Below are 16,107 nucleotides of genomic sequence, written 5' to 3'. Positions count from 1 at the left end.
GACGTCAGGGATCCGCCACGCTCGGCGCGCCGACCCGGGGAGATCCCGTTGCGCGGCGCGCAGTGGGGTCGGGACCGATCGGTCCACGCCGTCGGACGGGATCTCCCCGTCAGTCCCGGAGCGCGAGCGCCACGAGGGCGGCGGTGCGGGCCGAGCCGGGGTCGGTGCGCAGGGCCGCGATCGCGTTCGCCGGGGCGAGGGCGCGGCACCAGGCGTGCAGCAGGTCGGGGTCGAGTCCGTCGAGCCGGCGGGCCAGCTCCGGGACCACCCGCTCGGGCCGACCCTCGACGAGGACCGGGTCGACGAGGTCGAAGGTCCGGTCGCCGCGGCACGGACGGGGGTCGACGACGACCGCACCGGCGGGGCCGGTGAGCAGGTTCCCGGCGTGCAGGTCGCCGTGGACGAGGCCCTCGTGCCCCGGCCGGGCCGCCAGGACCTCCGCCTCGCCCGCCCCCCGATCGAGGACCTCGGGCGGGATCACCCCGCGGACCCGCTCGTCGTCGAGGTGCTCGCGCACCTTCTCGTGCCAGAACGCGACCCGGTCGACGAGGGGCGGCACGTCGGGCGCCCCGGGGGTGGTCCACAGGTCGACGAGCGCGGGGAGCACGGCCGGGTCGGTCCCGAGGGCGGTGGGCACCGCGGTGCCGGGCCGGACCCGCGCCAGCAGGAGGGCTCCCTCGTCGTGCTCGAGCAGGTCGACGACCGTGCTGGCCGCGGACCAGTGGGCGAGCGCCGCGGCCTCGTCGGCGGCGATCCCCCCGTCGGGGTGGAGCTTCAGCACGCCCCGGTCGGCGGGCAGCACGATCGCGGAGTTGCCGGAGAGCACCGGGCCGTCGATCTGCAGCCCCCACCGGCGCGCCAGGGTCCCGACGAGGGCCGGGAGCTCGTCGAGCCAGTCCGTCGCCCCGGGGCCGAAGCGGACGACCAACCGGCGCCGGGCCTCGTCGGGAACCTCGATCATCGCCCCAGGGTGACCCCGCGACCGTCCGGCGGCGACGGGTTTCCGGTGGGCCTGCCGCCCCGGTGACCATGGTCCGGGCCGAGCACCTCCCGACCCGCCGCGACAGAATGCCCCCGTGGACGCGATCGAGGAGTGGAGCAGGGCCCAGGAGCGGGTGATCGCGCTGATGGAGGGCGCGAGCGCCGAGCAGGTGGAGACCCGGGTGCCCGCCTGCCCCGACTGGACGGTGCGCGACCTGTTCAGCCACATGGTGGGGCTCGGCAGCGACGTCGTCGCCGGCGACGAGCCCGACGACCACAACGCGGACTGGACCGCCAAGCAGGTCGCCGAGCGCCGCGGGAACACGGTGGCTGACCTCGTGGCGGAGTGGCGCGAGACCGCCGAGCCGCTGCGGACCTGGATGCGGGCGAACGGGCCCCGGCCGCTCGGCGACGTGATCATCCACGAGCAGGACCTGCGCGGCGCCCTCGGCGTGCCGGGCGGGAAGGACAGCGAGGGGGTGGCCGCGATCCGCGACCGCTTCGCGCCGCGGGTCGGGCAGCGCCTGCCCGAGGGGACGACGCTCGGCCTCGTCGGGACGCACTGGTCCTGGGCGAGCGACGGCGGCGACCCCGAGCAGGCCGACGTGGTGCTGCACGCCGACGAGTTCGAGCTCCACCGCGCCGCGCTGGCCCGCCGGTCGGCAGCCCAGCTCCGGTCCTGGACGACGAAGGGCGACGTGGAGCCGGTCCTCGACGCCTTCGCGACCCTCGGGGACCTGCCGACCGGGGACCGGTCCGAGTGACGCGCCTGGTGCTGGTCCACGCCCACCCCGACGACGAGACGATCACCTGCGGGGGCCTCATGGCCCGGGCGGTCGGGGCGGGCTGGGACGTCACGCTCGTCACCTGCACCCTCGGCGAGCTCGGCGAGGTCATCCCGCCGGAGCTGAAGCACCTCGAGGGGTCCGACGAGCTCGCGCCGCACCGCGCCGAGGAGCTGGGGAAGGCCTGCGCGGCCCTCGGCGTCACCGACCACCGGCTGCTGGGCGGCCGGGGCCGGTGGCGCGACTCGGGGATGGTCGCCACCGGGGAGGGCATCCGGGCCGCCGAGCCCGACGACCTCGCCGAGGGCGCGTTCGCGAACCGCGCCGACGTCGACCTCCAGGTGCACCAGCTGACCGAGCTGCTGGAGGAACTGGAGCCCGACGTCGTCGTCAGCTACGACGCCGGCGGCGGCTACGGCCACCCCGACCACGTCCGCGCCCACGAGATCGCGGGCGGCGCCGTGGAGCGGATCGACCCGCTGGGCGAGCGCGTCGCGCTCTATGCCACCGCCGCGGCGCACGACGAGGTGGACGCCGGCCTGGCACGGCTGCGGCGCCGGGCGTGGCTGCCCCTGCCGGTGCCCCCGGTCGAGGACCTCCCGACGGTGCCCGACGCGGAGATCACGACGAGGGTCGTGCTCGGCCCCGCGCGCGTGCGCAAGCTCGCCGCGCTGCGGGCGCACGCGACGCAGATCAGCGTGCTCGACGACGGGTCGGACCCCCCGGCGTTCGCGCTGTCGAACGGGCTGGCGCAGCCGGTGACGGGCTCGGAGGGGTTCGTGCTGCTGCGGGGACCCGACGGCGGGCTGGGGGCGCTCTCCGCGTGAGGGTGGCGTCGTGAGGTACGCGGTCCTGGCGGTCGTCCTGCTCGACCTCGTCCTGTTGGCGTTGACCGAGGTGGCGTGGCTGACGCTGCGGGTGGGGTCGGTGCCGCTCCCGGTGTCGGTGCTCGTGGCCGCGGTGACGACGCCGCTGGCGGTGCGGATCGTCGACCGGTGCTTCCCCGCGACGTGGCTGGTGTTCGTGCCGCTGGCGACGTGGCTGGTCGTCGTCGTGGGGTTCGGCTTCTGGAGCCCGGCGGGGACCGGCACCTTCCCGCCCGACTGGCGCTCGCTGCTGCTGGTGGCGGCGGGCCTGTTCCCGGGGGTGTGGGTGGCGAGCCGCCCGGTGCGGCCGCGGGAGTCAGCGGTGGCACATCGCTGACGCTCGACGTCAGCGACGTGCCATCGCTGACACCCGGGTCAGCGCCGCTCGGCCCCCGTCACCCCGATGAGCGTCCACACCGCCGACACCCCGAACAGCGGCACGGCGACCGCGGCGAGGTTCGGGGCGAGGTCGATGTCGATCCGGCACGCCGCGAACAGGGCGGCCGCGACGACCATCCCGAGCACCCCGTCGGCCACCCGCAGCCCGCGTGGCGGCGGGGGCGGGCGGTGCGCGGACGCGGCGGCCGCCGCCGGGCGGGGCCCGGGGGAGGGGCCGTCGACCACGGGCCGGCGCGTGGGGTCGTCGTGCAGTTCCCGCACGGCGCCGCGGCGGGTGAGGCCCCGCCCGACGAGGTCGGCGACGGCCCCGGCGAGGCCCTCGCGCGTGGTGCGGACGGTGCGGGAGTCGTGCAGCCAGGTGCGCCTCCCGTCGGCCGAGTGCTCCGCGTACTCGACCTCCCACTCGTCGGTCCGCCCGGCCGGCGCGCGGAACACGAGCCGCCGCTGGCGTCGTCGGGACGCCTCGAACCACCACGAGACCGCCCGCGTGCCGTCGGGGAGCGTGCGGCACGCGCCGTAGTGCGCGCCCAGCGCCGCGAGCTGCGGGCCCACCTCGGCGCGCGCCGTGGCGCCCCAGATTCCCCCGGTCATCGCTCCACTGTGACCCGCGTCTCCCAGTGTGGCCAGCCGGAGGAACGGGGAAGTGGCGGACATGGCCGCCGTCTCCGACCAGTACATGATCAGCGTTCTGCGCCCCTTCGTCGCCGCCACCGGGCCGGTGCTGTCGGGGCTGCGCGACGCGGACCCCTTCCGGCTCGGCAAGCTCGCGCAGCGCCGGGCCCTGGCGCTCGAGGGCCCGGTCACCGACGAGCCGCCGGCCACGACGCGGCCCCAGAAGGCCCGCCGGCTCCTGCGGCGGACCCGGACGGCGGTCGTCGACCGGCTCGCCACCTCGAAGCTGCCCGGCACCCCGCGCTGGGCGGTGATGGGCACCGAGGAGCGCGACGCCTGGTGGGTGGGCCGCGTCGGGCGCTTCACCTCGGCGGTCGCGGCCTTCCCCGGCGTCGGCGGCGCCCTGGCGCGGCGGCTGCCGGTCTCGGACATCCTCGGGGTGGCCGCGCAGGGCCTCGTCGTGTGCGCGATCGCGGGCGAGCACGGGGTGACCGACCGCGACGAGCAGGTCCGCCTGCTCGCGTCCGTGCTCTTCGACCGCGAGCTGCGCCCCGCGGGCGACGCGTTCCACGCCGACGTCCAGCGCGACGCCGGGGCCCTCACCGGCGACCTGTCCTCCGACGAGCACTCCGGCGACGGCCGGCTCACCGCGCTCGCCCGGGCCGTCTGGCGGATGGGCCGCTCGCTGTTCGCCCTGCACGACGAGCTGGGCCGGCGGCCGCAGGGGCGCCGCTCCTGGCGGCTGCTCGCGAACCTGCCGGTGGTCGGCGCGGTCGGGGCCTACAAGGCCGAGCGGTCGGGGCTGCGGCGTGCGGCGCGCCGGGCGGCGACGTGGGTGGCGCGCGAGCACGGATAGGTGTGTCGGTCGACACGTGGATCGGGGGGCGACCCGCCCGGGCGTGACGCGCCGTCGGACGGAATACTGCAGGGCGGCTCACCGGCCCGGCCGTCCACCACCGGCCGCACGGTGACGACAGCGATGAGTAGGGAGCAGGAGTCGACGTGACGTACGTGATCGCCGAACCGTGTGTGGACGTGCTCGACAAGGGCTGTATCGAGGAGTGCCCCGTCGACTGCATCTACGAAGGGGGCCGGATGATGTACATCCACCCCGACGAGTGCGTCGACTGCGGTGCCTGCGAGCCGGTGTGTCCGGTCGAGGCCATCTACTACGAGGACGACGTCCCCGACCAGTGGTCGGCCTACACCCAGGCCAACGTGGACTTCTTCGACGCGCTGGGCTCGCCGGGCGGGGCGTCCAAGGTCGGCAAGACCGACCGTGACGTGGGCCCGGTGCCGGCGCTGCCGCCGCAGGGCGAGTGAACCCGGCCGGGGCGAGCGAAGCGACGGGGGGACTTCCGGCACTCCCGGACTTCCCCTGGGACAGTCTGGCCGCGGAGACGGCGACGGCGCGGGCGCATCCCGACGGCGTCGTCGACCTCTCCGTCGGCACGCCGGTCGACCCGGTGCCCGGCGTCGTCGCGGCGGCCCTGAAGGACGCCTGGAACTCGCCCGGCTACCCCCAGACGCACGGCACGCCGCCGCTGCGGCGGGCCGTCGTCGAGGCGCTCTCCCGCCGCTTCGGCGCCGCCGGGCTCGAGAGCGACGCGGTGCTGCCCACCATCGGCTCCAAGGAGCTGGTGGCGTGGCTGCCGACGTTGCTCGGCCTGGGCGGCAGCACGGTCGCGATCCCGGCGCTGGCGTACCCGACCTACGAGGTCGGGGCGCTGCTCGCCGGGTGCGAGGCGGTCCGGGTTCCCGACGACGAGCCGCTGCCGCCCGGTGTGCGCCTCGTCTGGCTGAACTCCCCGTCGAACCCGACGGGCCGGGTGCTCCCGGTCGGGGCGCTGGCCGACCGGGTGGCCGAGGCCCGCTCGCTCGGCGCGGTCGTCGCGTCCGACGAGTGCTACCTCGGGCTCCCCGGGCCGGGCTCGGAGCCGGTGTCGGTCCTCGACCCGCGGGTGCACGGCGGGTCGCTCGAAGGGCTGCTCGCGGTGCACTCGCTGTCGAAGACCTCCCAGCTCGCGGGCTACCGCGCGGCGTTCTGCGCCGGTGACCCCGCGCTCGTTGCGGGCCTGCTCGCGGTCCGCAAGCACGCCGGGATGATCGTGCCGCGGCCGATCCAGGAGGCCATGGTCGCGGCGCTGTCCGACGACCTGCACGTCGCGGAGACCCGGCAGCGCTACGACGAGCGCCGGGCGGTCCTGCGTCCCGCGCTGGAGAAGGCCGGGCTGCGGATCGACCACTCCGAGGCGGGCCTCTACCTCTGGGCCACCGACGACCGGCCGTGCCGCGAGACCGTCGCCCGGCTCGCCGGGCTCGGCATCCTCGTCGCGCCGGGCGAGTTCTACGGGCCCGCGGGCGCGCGGCACGTCCGGATCGCGCTGACGGCGTCCGACGAGCGGATCGGGGCGGCGGCGACCAGACTCGCCGCGTGAGCCCGACGACCGCGGCCCGCGCCGGGGTCCGTCCGGTGTTCGTCCTGCTCGCGATCCTCGCGCTCGGGCTGAACCTCCGCGCGGCCCTCTCGGGCTACCCGCCGCTGCTGGTCCAGGTGCGCACCGACCTGGGTATCTCGGCAGCGGTCGCGGGCCTGGTGCAGGGCGGCGCGGTGGTCCTCATGGGCGTGGGGTCGTTCGCCGCGCCCGGGCTCACCCGGCTGATGGGCCGCGAGTGGGCGGCGGCCGCCGCGATGGGCGCCCTGGCGCTGGGCAACCTGGTGCGCGGGATCCCCGCGACCCTCGCCCTCGTCGTCGGGAGCCTGCTCATCGGCGCCGGGATCGGGGTGACCGGCGTGGCCATCACGGGCGTCGTCCGGGACCACCTGCCCGAGCGCGCCGGCGCGGCGACCGGGCTCTACACGGTGGCGATGATGGCGGGCGCGACCGTCGCGTCGTTGACCGCGCTGCCGTTCGCCTCGCTGCTGGGCGGCTGGTCGGGCTCGCTCGCGGTGTGGTCGCTGCCGGCGGCCCTCGCGCTCGTCGTATGGGTACCGGTGACGCGCCGGCTGGCGAGGTCGGACTCGCCGGTGGCGGCCGCGGTGCCGCTGCCGTGGCGCAACCGGTTCGCGCGCCTCGCGGTGGCGTTCCAGGCGACGTCGTCGCTGCAGTTCTACGCCTGGCTCACCTGGCTGGCGCCGTTCTACGAGGCGCAGGGGCTCTCGGTGGAGCGGGCGGCGGTGATCCTCTCGGTGTGGAACGTCGTGCAGATCCCGGCGGCCCTGGTGATCCCCGCGGTCGCCGAGCGGCACCGGACGTGGGCGCGGTGGGCGGCGTTCTGCGCGGTGTGCGGCGGGCTCGGCGTCGCGGGCCTGCTGGTGGCACCGCTCGCGCCGGTGGTGGGGCCGTGGCCGTGGGTGGTGCTCACGTCGGTGGCGGTCGGCGCCGGGTTCCCGCTGGGGCTGGCCGTGATCGCGTGGCGGACCCCGGACGGGGCGACGTCGGCCTCGGTGTCGGCGCTCGCCCTCGGGGTCGCCTACGTGCTCGCCGGGATCGCGCCGCTGCTGATGGGCGCGCTCATCGACGCGGCCGGGTTCTCCGCCGCGCTCTGGGTGGTGGTCGCCGCGGTGGCGGCGCAGGCCCTCGTCGTCGTGCGGCTGGGCCCGCGCCGCGTCACCTACGAGGCGCTCAGTTCGCGTGCAGGGCGGAGTTGAGCTCCACCTTCGCGCCCTCGGTGCGCGGCAGCGCCTCGACGGCGCCGCTGACCGAGTTGCGGCGCAGCAGGATCCCGTTGCGTCCGGAGAGCTCCACGGCCTTGACGACGGACCCGTCGTCCAGGGTCACGCGCGTGCCGGCGGTGACGTAGAGGCCGGCCTCGACCACGCAGTCGTCGCCGAGGGAGATCCCGATGCCGGCGTTGGCGCCCAGCAGGCAGCGCTCCCCGATCGAGACGACCTCCTTGCCGCCCCCGGAGAGCGTCCCCATGATCGAGGCGCCGCCGCCGACGTCGGAGCCGTCGCCGACCACCACGCCGCCCGAGATGCGGCCCTCGACCATCGACTTCCCGAGCGTGCCGGCGTTGAAGTTGACGAAGCCCTCATGCATCACGGTGGTGCCCTCGGCGAGGTGGGCGCCGAGGCGGACCCGGTCGGCGTCGCCGATGCGGACGCCGGTCGGGATCACGTAGTCGACCATGCGCGGGAACTTGTCGACGTGCGTGACGGTGACCTGACCGCGGGCGCGCAGCCGGGCGCGGGTCCGCTCGAACTCCGGGACCGGGCAGGGCCCGAAGTTGGTCCAGACGACGTTGGCGAGGAGCCCGAACATGCCGGTCAGGTCGACGCCGTGGGGGCGGACCAGCCGGTGGGAGAGCAGGTGCAGGCGCAGGTAGATGTCGTAGGCGCTCACGGGCGGGCCGGTGAGGTCGCTGACGGTGCGGATCGCGACGACCTCGACCCCGCGCTGCTCGTCGGTGCCCAGGGCGTCGACGAGGGAGGGCTCGAGCTCGCCGGCGGGCACGACGACCGTGCCGGCCTCGGCGGCCATCTCGTCGGAGGCGTCCACGAGCTCGGGCAGCGGGTACCAGGTATCCAGGACGGTCCCGTCGAGGGCGAGGGTCGCGAGACCCAGTCCGACGGCGCGCTGGGGGGTGTCCGGGGTGCTCATCACCTCCATTGTGGCCTGCGGCCTCGTGAGCACTTCGCGGGGTTATAGGCCCTCCGAGTGCTCACGGGCGCGCAGCGCACACTGGCGGCGTGACCCTCGATCTCCACGCCGACCCGGTCGAGCTGACCGCCGCCCTCGTCGACGTGCCCTCGGTCTCGGGCGACGAGCGGGCGCTCGCGGACGCGATGGAGACGGCGCTGCGGCGGGAGGCCCACCTCGAGGTGGTGCGCTCCGGCGAGGCCGTGCTCGCACGCACCTCGCTGGGTCGCCCCACCCGGGTGCTGCTGGCCGGGCACCTCGACACCGTGCCGATCGCCGACAACGTCCCCTCGCGTCGCGACGGCGACCGGCTCTACGGCTGCGGGACCTCGGACATGAAGGCGGGCGTCGCGGTGATGGCCCACCTCACGGCGGCGCTGTCGGCCCCGGCCCACGACGTGACGCTCGTGCTCTACGACTGCGAGGAGATCGAGGAGGCGCGCAACGGGCTCGGGCGCATCGAGCGCGACCTGCGCCCGTGGCTCGACGCCGACCTCGCGATCCTCGGTGAGCCGACCTCGGGCCTGGTCGAGGGCGGCTGCCAGGGGACGCTGCGGGTGGTGGTCACGCTGGCGGGCCGCCGGGCGCACTCGGCCCGATCGTGGCTGGGGGAGAACGCGATCCACGCGGCGGCGCCGGTGCTCGCCCGGCTCGCCGCGTACGAGCCGCGGTCGGTCGACATCGACGGCTGCGTCTACCGCGAGGGGCTGCAGGCGGTGCGCGTCGAGGGCGGGGTGGCGGGCAACGTCGTCCCCGACCTCTGCGAGGTCACCGTCAACTTCCGCTTCGCGCCCGACCGGTCGCTCGCGGCGGCCGAGGCGCACGTCCGGGAGGTGCTCGACGGTTTCGACCTGCGGGTGACCGACGCCGCCCCCGGGGCCCTGCCGGGGCTCTCCGCGCCCGCCGCGGCCGCGTTCGTCGCGGCGGCGGGCGGGGAGCCGGTGGCCAAGTACGGCTGGACCGACGTCTCGCGGTTCTCCGCGCTCGGCATCCCGGCGGTCAACTTCGGCCCGGGCGACCCGAACCTCGCCCACACCCGCGACGAGCACGTCGAGGTCGGCCGGATCACGGCGGGCGCCGAGACGTTGCGGCGCTATCTGGCGTAGCGGGGCCGGAGCGAACGGCACTTCCGCTCACATAGAAGCAGCGGAAGTGCCGTTCGCTCCAGCGAGGAGGGCCTAGCTGGCGGCGAGCGCCGCGTCCCGGCCGGCGAGCAGCTGGGAGGTCACGCCGGTGACGCGCTCGGCGGTGTACCGGGCGGCCTGGCGGGTCTCGTCGGAGACCGGGATGGTGCCCTGGCCGTCGACGTGCGAGACGCCGTAGGGGTTGCCGGTCTGGAACAGGATCCCGTCGGTGTAGCCGGGCGGGACGATGAAGCCACCGAAGTGGTAGATCGTGTTGTACAGCGCGAGCAGCGTCGACTCCTGGCCGCCGTGCAGCGTCGAGCTCGCGGTAAAGCCCGAGTAGACCTTGTCGGCGAGCTGACCCTGGGCCCACTGCGGGCCGAGCTGGTCGAGGAACTGCTTGAGCTGCGCGGAGACGTTGCCGTACCGGGTCGGCGTCCCGAAGATCACGGCGTCGGCCCAGAGGATGTCGTCCGCGGTGGCCTCGGGCTGGTCCGCGATCTGCTCGCGGTAGTTCTTCCACTTCTCGTTCGAGTCGATGGCGGACTGCGGCGCCAGCTCGGTCACCGAGCGCAGCCGTACCTCGGCCCCGGCCTTCTCGGCGCCCGCGGCGTACTCCTGCGCGAGCTCGTGGATCGTGCCGGTCTGCGAGTAGTAGATGACGGCGACCTTGGTGGCCATAGGTGGTGCGTCCCCTCGTCGTGCGGTGGTTGTCTCTTCAACCGGCTACCCGGCCCTGGGGGACGCACACCCGAATTCGCGGTGACGGACGCGCGACCGGCGCGAACCCGCCGCGACCCCGCTCCTACGCTGATGCCGTGACCGGCTCCCAGTTCGACGACCTCACGACGCCCCGGCCGACGACCATCGACAGGCGCCGCTCCGAGCACCGGGACCCGGCCCGCCTGTCCTCCACCACCGACCAGCGGCTGCTCGACCAGCGCGGCCCGGCCGACTGGGTGCACTCCGACGCCTGGCGCGTGCAGCGGATCCAGGCCGAGTTCGTGGAGGGCTTCTCGGTGCTCGCCGAGATCCCGCGCGCCGTGACGGTGTTCGGCTCGGCCCGCACGCCCGCGGACCACCCCGACTACGCGGTCGGCGTGCGCCTCGGCGCGGCCCTGGCCGACGCGGGCTACGCCGTCATCACCGGCGGCGGCCCCGGGATCATGGAGGCCGCGAACCGCGGCGCCTCCGAGGCCGGGGGTCTCTCGGTGGGGCTGGGCATCGAGCTTCCGTTCGAGCAGGGCCTCAACCCGTGGGTCGACCTCGGGGTCGGGTTCCGCTACTTCTTCGCCCGCAAGACGATGTTCGTCAAGTACGCCCAGGCGTTCGTCTGCCTGCCCGGCGGCTTCGGCACCCTCGACGAGCTCTTCGAGGCCCTCGTCCTGGTCCAGACCGGCAAGGTCACCCGCTTCCCGGTGATCCTGCTCGGTTCGGCCTACTGGGGCGGGCTGGTCGACTGGCTGCGCACCACGGCCATCGACCACGCGGTGATCAGCCCCCGCGACGTCGACCTGATCCACGTCGTCGACGACGTCGAGGAGGTCGTCGCCATCGTCGAGCGGGGCTTCCAGGACCTGGTGGAGAAGTAGTGGGAGTGCACGTCTGCGTGTTCTGCGCGTCCGGCCCGGTCGGCGAGCGCCATCTCGCGCTGGCCCGCGAGGTGGGCACCCAGATCGCGGCCCGTGGTTGGACGCTCGTCTCCGGTGGCGGGCGGGTCGGGATGATGGGCGAGGTGGCGCGGGCGGCCCGCGCCGGTGGCGCCCGCACCGTCGGGGTGATCCCCACCGGCCTGCAGGACCGCGAGGTCGCCGACGACGAGGCCGACGAGCTCGTCGTCGTCGGGACGATGCGCGAGCGCAAGGCGGAGATGGACGCCCGCTCCGACGCGTGGATCGCGCTGCCCGGCGGGCTCGGCACGCTCGAGGAGCTCTTCGAGGCGTGGACCTCGCGCTACCTCGAGATGCACACCAAGCCGGTGGTGCTCTGCGACCCCGACGGCTTCTACGACGGGCTCCTCGCCTGGCTGGAGGGCCTGCGCGGCACCGGCTTCGTCGGGGACGTCTCGCTGCGCACGCTGATCCGGACGACGACGGTCGAGGCGGCCCTGGACGCCTGCGGCTGAGCCGGCCCGACTCCGAACGCTGACCGTCGGACCCCTCTGCCACGATCGTCGCCATGGGCAGTGCTCTGGTCTACGTCCTCGTCGTCGGGGCGGTCGCGGCGGTGATCTACCTGGCGACGGCGCTGCTGGCCGGCCGCGGGGAGGAACTGGCCCCGATGCCGCCCGGGGCCACGCCCACCCGGCTGCCCGCGCGCGACCTCGCGGGGGCCGATGTGCGCGAGCTGCGGTTCCAGCAGACGTTCCGCGGATACCGCATGAGCGAGGTGGACTGGGCGCTCGACCGGCTCGCGGCCGAGGTGGACGCGCTGCGCGGGCGGCTCGCGGTCTACGAGGGCCCCCGGGACGCGCGTGCCGACCCGGAGGCGCTCACCGACGTCGACGACCCGACGCCCACCGATCCCACCGCCGGCGTCGCCGGCGCCGCGAGAGGAGCCGGCCGTGAAGCACTGCAGCGAGAGGAACACTGACCGTGGCCACGCGTGACATCACCGTCGGCGTGGACGTCGACGCGCCCGCCGACGTCGTCTGGAAGGCCGTCACCGACTGGGAGGGCCAGAGCGACTGGATGCTCGGCACCGAGGTGAAGGTGACCGCGGGCGACGGCGTGGGGATCGGCTCCGAGCTCGCCGCCACCACCGGGGTCGGGCCGCTCGGGGTGACCGACACGATGCGCATCGTCGGGTGGGACCCGCCGCACCGCGCGACCGTGGTGCACACCGGCTCGTTCGTCCGCGGGTCGGGCACGTTCACCGTCGTCGAGCTCGGGCCCTCGCGCTCGCGCTTCGAGTGGGGCGAGCGGCTCGACCTCCCGCTCGGTCCCCTCGGGGCGCTGGGCTGGCCGTTCGTGTCGCCGGTGTTCCGGCTCGCGCTGGTCTACTCGCTGCGCAAGCTCGCGCGGCGCTGCGCGACCGAGACGAGGTGAGGTGGGCGAGCGGAGCGACGGGGAGATGAACGGGGCGGTCCCCGGCGAGGACGGGGTCGCGCGCTGCCCGTGGGGGGCGTCCGACCCGCTGCTGCGGGAGTACCACGACACCGAGTGGGGCCACGTCCTGCACGGCCGCGACGCGCTCTTCGAGCGGGTCAGCCTCGAGGCCTTCCAGTCCGGGCTCTCGTGGCTCGTGATCCTGCGCAAGCGGCCCGCCTTCCGCGCCGCGTTCGCCGGGTTCGACGCCGAGGTGGTCGCGGGGTTCGACGAGGCCGACGTGGCGCGGCTCCTGGCCGACGCCGGCATCGTCCGGAACCGGCAGAAGATCGACGCGACGATCGCCAACGCGGCCGCCGTGCTGCGTCTGGAGCAGGAGGGCCCGGGGCTCGACGCGCTGCTGTGGTCCTTCGCGCCCGAACCGCCGCCGGCGCCGCCGGAGACGCTCGACGGGGTCCGGGCGACCACGCCGGAGTCGACGGCGATGGCGAAGGAGCTGCGCCGGCGGGGGTTCCGGTTCGTCGGACCGACCACCGCCCACGCGTTGATGCAGGCCACCGGCATGGTCGACGAACACCTCGCCGGGTGCTTCCGGGCCGTCCCCTCGGCGACGCGCCACGCCCGATGATCGCTCCGGTGTCGTGCGCGGCGCCCGGATGGGGAAGAATCGACCTGCGGCGTCCGGGAGCTCCATCGCAGATGAGAGGCCCGGCCTCGCCGGCGACGACCATGTGGAGGGAGCACGACTATGGCGGCCATGAAGCCCCGGACCGGTGACGGTCCCCTCGAGGTCACCAAGGAGGGCCGCGGGATCGTGATGCGCGTGCCTCTCGAAGGTGGGGGCAGGCTCGTCGTCGAGATGACCGCCGACGAGGCGGGCGACCTGCGGGAGGCCCTCTCCTCGATCTCGTCGTAACCGTGACCGCCGTCTTCGCCGCGCCGTCGCTGCCCACCCCGCTCGCCACGATCTCGGCGGTCGACCCGGGCGCCGACGCCGGCGCGGCCGCGGTCGTGACCCTGTGCCGGGTCTCCGACGACGTCGAGCCGCCCGCCGGGACCCCGAGCGGGTGGGTCGCGTCGGCCGGGGCGGTCGCCGCCCTGGCGCCGGACGACGGTGCCGGGCGATGGCTGGTGGGCGCCGGGACGGGGTCGGGCAAGGACTGGCGGGCGGCCGGCGCCGCGGCGGTCCGCGTGGCGTCGGGCCGCACCGACCCCGGCGCGCTGTACGGCGCATCCGGGGACGGTCCGGCCCGCGTGCAGGTCGGCCTCGCCGACGGCCACCCCGGTCCCGACGACGGGGCGGGCTGGGCGGCGCTGGCCACCGGCCTGCTGCTCGGGTCGCACCGCTTCTCCGTGCGCTCCGCCACCCCGGCCCCGCCGCCGGAGGTCGCCCTCGAGGTGCCCGCCGCGTTCCGGGACGCGGTGGAGCGGGCGCTGGTCCTCGCCCGGGCCACCGCGACCGCGCGCGACCTCGCCGACACCCCCTCGGGGGCGAAGTCGCCGGCCTGGTTCGCGGAGCAGGCGCTCGAGTCGCTGGCCTCCGTGCCCGGGGTCGACGTCGAGATCCGCGACGAGCACTGGCTCGCCGAGCACGGGTTCGGCGGCGTGCTCGCGGTCGGCGGCGGGTCCTCGCGGCCCCCGCGCCTCCTCGAGCTCACCTGGGCCCCGGCCGGCGCGACGCGCCACGTGGTGCTCGTCGGGAAGGGCATCACCTTCGACACCGGCGGCATCTCGATCAAGCCGAACGCGGGCATGGCCGACATGCGGACCGACTGCTCGGGCGGGGCGGCCGTCGTCGGGGCGCTCGGCGCGATCGCCGCGCTCGAGGTCCCGGTGCGGGTCACCGGGCTCGTGCCGCTGGCGGAGAACCACGTGTCGGGCTCGGCGTACCGCCCGGGCGACGTCGTGCGCCACTACGACGGGCGCACCACCGAGGTCGCCAACACCGACGCCGAGGGGCGCATGGTGCTGGCCGACGCCCTCGGCTACGCCGTCGCCACCCTCGCGCCCGACGTCCTCGTCGACGTCGCCACGCTCACCGGCGCGATGAAGGTGGCCCTCGGGGTGCGCACCGGCGGCCTGTTCGCCACGAGCGACGAGCTCGCGGCGCGCATGACCGCGGCGGGCGACGCCACGGCCGAGCCGTGGTGGCGGGTGCCGCTGTCGGCCGGGCACGACGCGGACGTCGACTCCACCCTCGCCGACGTGCGGCAGGCCCCGCCCGGGCCCGGCGGCATCGTCGCCGCACTGTTCCTGCGCCGGTTCGTGGGTGACGTGCCCTGGGCGCACCTCGACATCGCCGGCCCCGCCCGCTGCGACTCCCCGCACGAGGAGGTCGCGAAGGGCGCCACCGGGTTCGCCGCGCGCACCCTCGTGGAGTTCTGCGCGGGGCACGCCTCCTGACGCAGCGAACGGCACTCTCGCGCACCTAGAAGCAGCGGGAGTGCCGCTCGCTCCGGCGGGGAGGTTTCTCAGGCCAGGAGCGAGGCGCAGAGCAGGCCGTCGGACACCGGCAGCAGCAGGGGCGCCAGGCGCTCGTCGGTCCGGACCGCCTTCACGGTCTCGCGCAGGGCCATAGCGACCGCGTCGCGCCGGGCCGCGTCGGCGATCCGGCCCGTCCAGAGCACGTTGTCGAGCACGACGACCCCGCCGGGACGCAACAGCCGCAGCGCCTCCTCCAGGTAGCGGGGGTACTCGACGGTCGCGGCGTCGACGAGCACGAGGTCGTACGCCGAGTCGGAGAGCCGCGGCAGCACGTCGAGCGCGCGCCCGGTGATCATGCGGACGCGCCCGGGTGCGAACCCCGCCTCGACGCAGGCCAGGCGGGCCAGGCGCTGGTGGGCGGGCTCGCAGTCGATGCTGGTCAGCAGGCCCTCGCGCGGCATGCCGCGCAGCAGGCTCACCGTGCCGACCCCCGCGCCGGTGCCGATCTCGACGACGGACCGCGCCCGGGTCGCCGACGCGAGGAAGGTCAGGGCGGCGCCCGCGCCGGGCCCCACCGCGACGATGCCGTGCTCGGCGGCCCGCTCGCGCGCGGCCGCGGTCACCTCGTCCTCGGGGGTGAAGCGCTCCGCGCGGGCCCGCAGCCGGGCCATCTCCGCGGCGTCCTCGTCGGCGACGGCCTCGAAGGTCTCGACGGGCGGGCCCTCGACCGGGCCCTCCTGGTCGGGGGCGAGGGCCGTGAGCCGCGGCCCCGCGCCGGGGACGGAGGCCGCGTCGCCGGTGGTGTCCTCCGAGCGGGTGGGGCGGGCCCCCGGGGTGGGGCGCCACGGGCCGGTGGGGACCCGCGGGTAGACGGGGATGCGTCCGGCACCGGCCCGGGCGCCGGAGCCGCGGCGTCGGCCGGCCAGACCGGGCGGCGTGCGTGCGTCATCCGCGGGCCGGTGGGGCGTCCCCTCGGTGGAACCCGTGCCGGTGGACGGGGGAGCCGTGCCGACGACACGCAGCGCACGCCGCGCGTCGTCGCGCCCTCGGCGCCCCCCGTCCTCCGTCACGGGCATGAGGCTAGATCGCCTCCGCGGCCCCACCGCCGCGCCGCGCCGCGCCGTCCCCCCAAGGGTCGAGCTCCGCTGCGCCGCGCCGCGCCGTCCCCCCAAGGGTCGAGCTCCGCTGCGCTGCGTCTCCCGCCGATCCTCAGCCCCCTCTCAGTC

At 75.8% G+C, this 16,107-nt stretch carries 20 protein-coding genes; 15 read left to right on the top strand and 5 right to left on the bottom strand.

What is annotated here, in order from left to right:
* Positions 1-109 precede the first annotated feature (109 nt).
* Positions 110-961, bottom strand: coding sequence for an aminoglycoside phosphotransferase family protein (locus tag ACFPBZ_RS07870; protein WP_378035467.1), 852 nt, complete (start codon positions 959-961; stop codon positions 110-112).
* A gap of 115 nt (positions 962-1,076) precedes the next feature.
* Between ACFPBZ_RS07870 and ACFPBZ_RS07865 the strand changes: the two genes are divergently transcribed.
* Genes ACFPBZ_RS07865 through ACFPBZ_RS07855 form a run of 3 tightly spaced genes read left to right on the top strand, consistent with a single transcriptional unit; the run spans position 1,077 to position 2,969 of the window.
* Positions 1,077-1,745: a maleylpyruvate isomerase family mycothiol-dependent enzyme gene (locus ACFPBZ_RS07865; RefSeq protein ID WP_378035466.1), complete on the top strand. Its 669-nt coding sequence runs from the start codon at positions 1,077-1,079 to the stop codon at positions 1,743-1,745.
* The gene (mshB, locus tag ACFPBZ_RS07860; RefSeq protein WP_378035465.1) at positions 1,742-2,593 is read left to right on the top strand and encodes an N-acetyl-1-D-myo-inositol-2-amino-2-deoxy-alpha-D-glucopyranoside deacetylase; all 852 of its coding nucleotides are present in this window, start codon (positions 1,742-1,744) and stop codon (positions 2,591-2,593) included. Before ACFPBZ_RS07865 ends, mshB begins: the two co-directional genes overlap by 4 nt.
* A gap of 10 nt (positions 2,594-2,603) precedes the next feature.
* Positions 2,604-2,969 carry a hypothetical protein gene (locus tag ACFPBZ_RS07855; protein WP_378035464.1) on the top strand — a complete coding sequence of 122 codons (366 nt, stop codon included), beginning with the start codon at positions 2,604-2,606 and terminating at the stop codon, positions 2,967-2,969.
* A 38-nt stretch (positions 2,970-3,007) separates the two neighbouring features.
* Here ACFPBZ_RS07855 and ACFPBZ_RS07850 read toward each other — a convergent pair whose 3' ends face one another.
* The gene (locus ACFPBZ_RS07850) at positions 3,008-3,622 is read right to left on the bottom strand and encodes a hypothetical protein (RefSeq protein WP_378035463.1); all 615 of its coding nucleotides are present in this window, start codon (positions 3,620-3,622) and stop codon (positions 3,008-3,010) included.
* A gap of 61 nt (positions 3,623-3,683) precedes the next feature.
* Between ACFPBZ_RS07850 and ACFPBZ_RS07845 the strand changes: the two genes are divergently transcribed.
* The 4 genes from ACFPBZ_RS07845 to ACFPBZ_RS07830 all read left to right on the top strand — a co-directional run bounded on the left by ACFPBZ_RS07845 (position 3,684) and on the right by ACFPBZ_RS07830 (position 7,295).
* On the top strand, positions 3,684-4,499 hold the full coding sequence (locus tag ACFPBZ_RS07845) for a hypothetical protein (RefSeq protein ID WP_378035462.1): 816 nt from the start codon (positions 3,684-3,686) through the stop codon (positions 4,497-4,499).
* Between the two features lie 146 nt (positions 4,500-4,645).
* Positions 4,646-4,966 (top strand): ferredoxin, encoded by a 321-nt coding sequence (gene fdxA, locus ACFPBZ_RS07840; RefSeq protein ID WP_378035461.1) that lies wholly within the window; start codon positions 4,646-4,648, stop codon positions 4,964-4,966.
* The gene (gene dapC, locus ACFPBZ_RS07835) at positions 4,963-6,081 is read left to right on the top strand and encodes a succinyldiaminopimelate transaminase (RefSeq protein WP_378035460.1); all 1,119 of its coding nucleotides are present in this window, start codon (positions 4,963-4,965) and stop codon (positions 6,079-6,081) included. The genes fdxA and dapC overlap by 4 nt, the downstream gene beginning before the upstream one ends.
* On the top strand, positions 6,078-7,295 hold the full coding sequence (locus ACFPBZ_RS07830; protein WP_378035459.1) for an MFS transporter: 1,218 nt from the start codon (positions 6,078-6,080) through the stop codon (positions 7,293-7,295). The genes dapC and ACFPBZ_RS07830 overlap by 4 nt, the downstream gene beginning before the upstream one ends.
* Here the strand turns inward: ACFPBZ_RS07830 and dapD are convergent.
* Complete coding sequence (gene dapD / locus ACFPBZ_RS07825; protein WP_378035458.1) at positions 7,270-8,247, bottom strand: 2,3,4,5-tetrahydropyridine-2,6-dicarboxylate N-succinyltransferase; 978 nt, start codon at positions 8,245-8,247, stop codon at positions 7,270-7,272. The genes ACFPBZ_RS07830 and dapD overlap by 26 nt on opposite strands.
* Before the next feature lie 89 nt (positions 8,248-8,336).
* Here dapD and dapE point away from each other — a divergent pair, with 89 nt between their 5' ends.
* Positions 8,337-9,392, top strand: a complete 1,056-nt coding sequence (gene dapE / locus ACFPBZ_RS07820; protein WP_378035457.1) for a succinyl-diaminopimelate desuccinylase — start codon at positions 8,337-8,339, stop codon at positions 9,390-9,392.
* Between the two features lie 72 nt (positions 9,393-9,464).
* Here the strand turns inward: dapE and wrbA are convergent, their stop codons facing one another.
* On the bottom strand, positions 9,465-10,091 hold the full coding sequence (wrbA, locus tag ACFPBZ_RS07815; protein ID WP_378035456.1) for an NAD(P)H:quinone oxidoreductase: 627 nt from the start codon (positions 10,089-10,091) through the stop codon (positions 9,465-9,467).
* Positions 10,092-10,228: 137 nt separating this feature from the next.
* Between wrbA and ACFPBZ_RS07810 the strand changes: the two genes are divergently transcribed.
* The 7 genes from ACFPBZ_RS07810 (at position 10,229) to ACFPBZ_RS07780 (ending at position 14,860) form a co-directional block, all read left to right on the top strand.
* Positions 10,229-11,002, top strand: coding sequence for an LOG family protein (locus tag ACFPBZ_RS07810; protein WP_378035455.1), 774 nt, complete (start codon positions 10,229-10,231; stop codon positions 11,000-11,002).
* Positions 11,002-11,535, top strand: a complete 534-nt coding sequence (locus tag ACFPBZ_RS07805) for an LOG family protein (RefSeq protein ID WP_378035454.1) — start codon at positions 11,002-11,004, stop codon at positions 11,533-11,535. The genes ACFPBZ_RS07810 and ACFPBZ_RS07805 overlap by 1 nt, the downstream gene beginning before the upstream one ends.
* Before the next feature lie 53 nt (positions 11,536-11,588).
* Positions 11,589-12,002, top strand: coding sequence for a DivIVA domain-containing protein (locus ACFPBZ_RS07800; protein WP_378035453.1), 414 nt, complete (start codon positions 11,589-11,591; stop codon positions 12,000-12,002).
* Positions 12,003-12,004: 2 nt separating this feature from the next.
* A complete protein-coding gene (locus ACFPBZ_RS07795) occupies positions 12,005-12,457 on the top strand; it encodes an SRPBCC family protein (protein ID WP_378035452.1) in 453 nt (150 codons plus the stop codon).
* 25 nt (positions 12,458-12,482) lie between these two features.
* On the top strand, positions 12,483-13,085 hold the full coding sequence (locus tag ACFPBZ_RS07790) for a DNA-3-methyladenine glycosylase I (RefSeq protein ID WP_378035575.1): 603 nt from the start codon (positions 12,483-12,485) through the stop codon (positions 13,083-13,085).
* 120 nt (positions 13,086-13,205) lie between these two features.
* Positions 13,206-13,373, top strand: a complete 168-nt coding sequence (locus ACFPBZ_RS07785) for a DUF3117 domain-containing protein (protein WP_018335229.1) — start codon at positions 13,206-13,208, stop codon at positions 13,371-13,373.
* Between the two features lie 2 nt (positions 13,374-13,375).
* Positions 13,376-14,860 carry a leucyl aminopeptidase family protein gene (locus tag ACFPBZ_RS07780; RefSeq protein WP_378035451.1) on the top strand — a complete coding sequence of 495 codons (1,485 nt, stop codon included), beginning with the start codon at positions 13,376-13,378 and terminating at the stop codon, positions 14,858-14,860.
* 68 nt (positions 14,861-14,928) lie between these two features.
* Here ACFPBZ_RS07780 and ACFPBZ_RS07775 read toward each other — a convergent pair whose 3' ends face one another.
* Positions 14,929-15,951, bottom strand: coding sequence for an O-methyltransferase (locus ACFPBZ_RS07775; protein ID WP_378035450.1), 1,023 nt, complete (start codon positions 15,949-15,951; stop codon positions 14,929-14,931).
* Positions 15,952-16,107 lie beyond the last annotated feature (156 nt).

This window comes from Actinomycetospora atypica (genome assembly GCF_042653685.1).
Taxonomy (GTDB): domain Bacteria; phylum Actinomycetota; class Actinomycetes; order Mycobacteriales; family Pseudonocardiaceae; genus Actinomycetospora; species Actinomycetospora atypica.
Note: the sequence above shows the minus strand (reverse complement) of the source record. Positions and strands in the feature narration are given on the sequence as shown.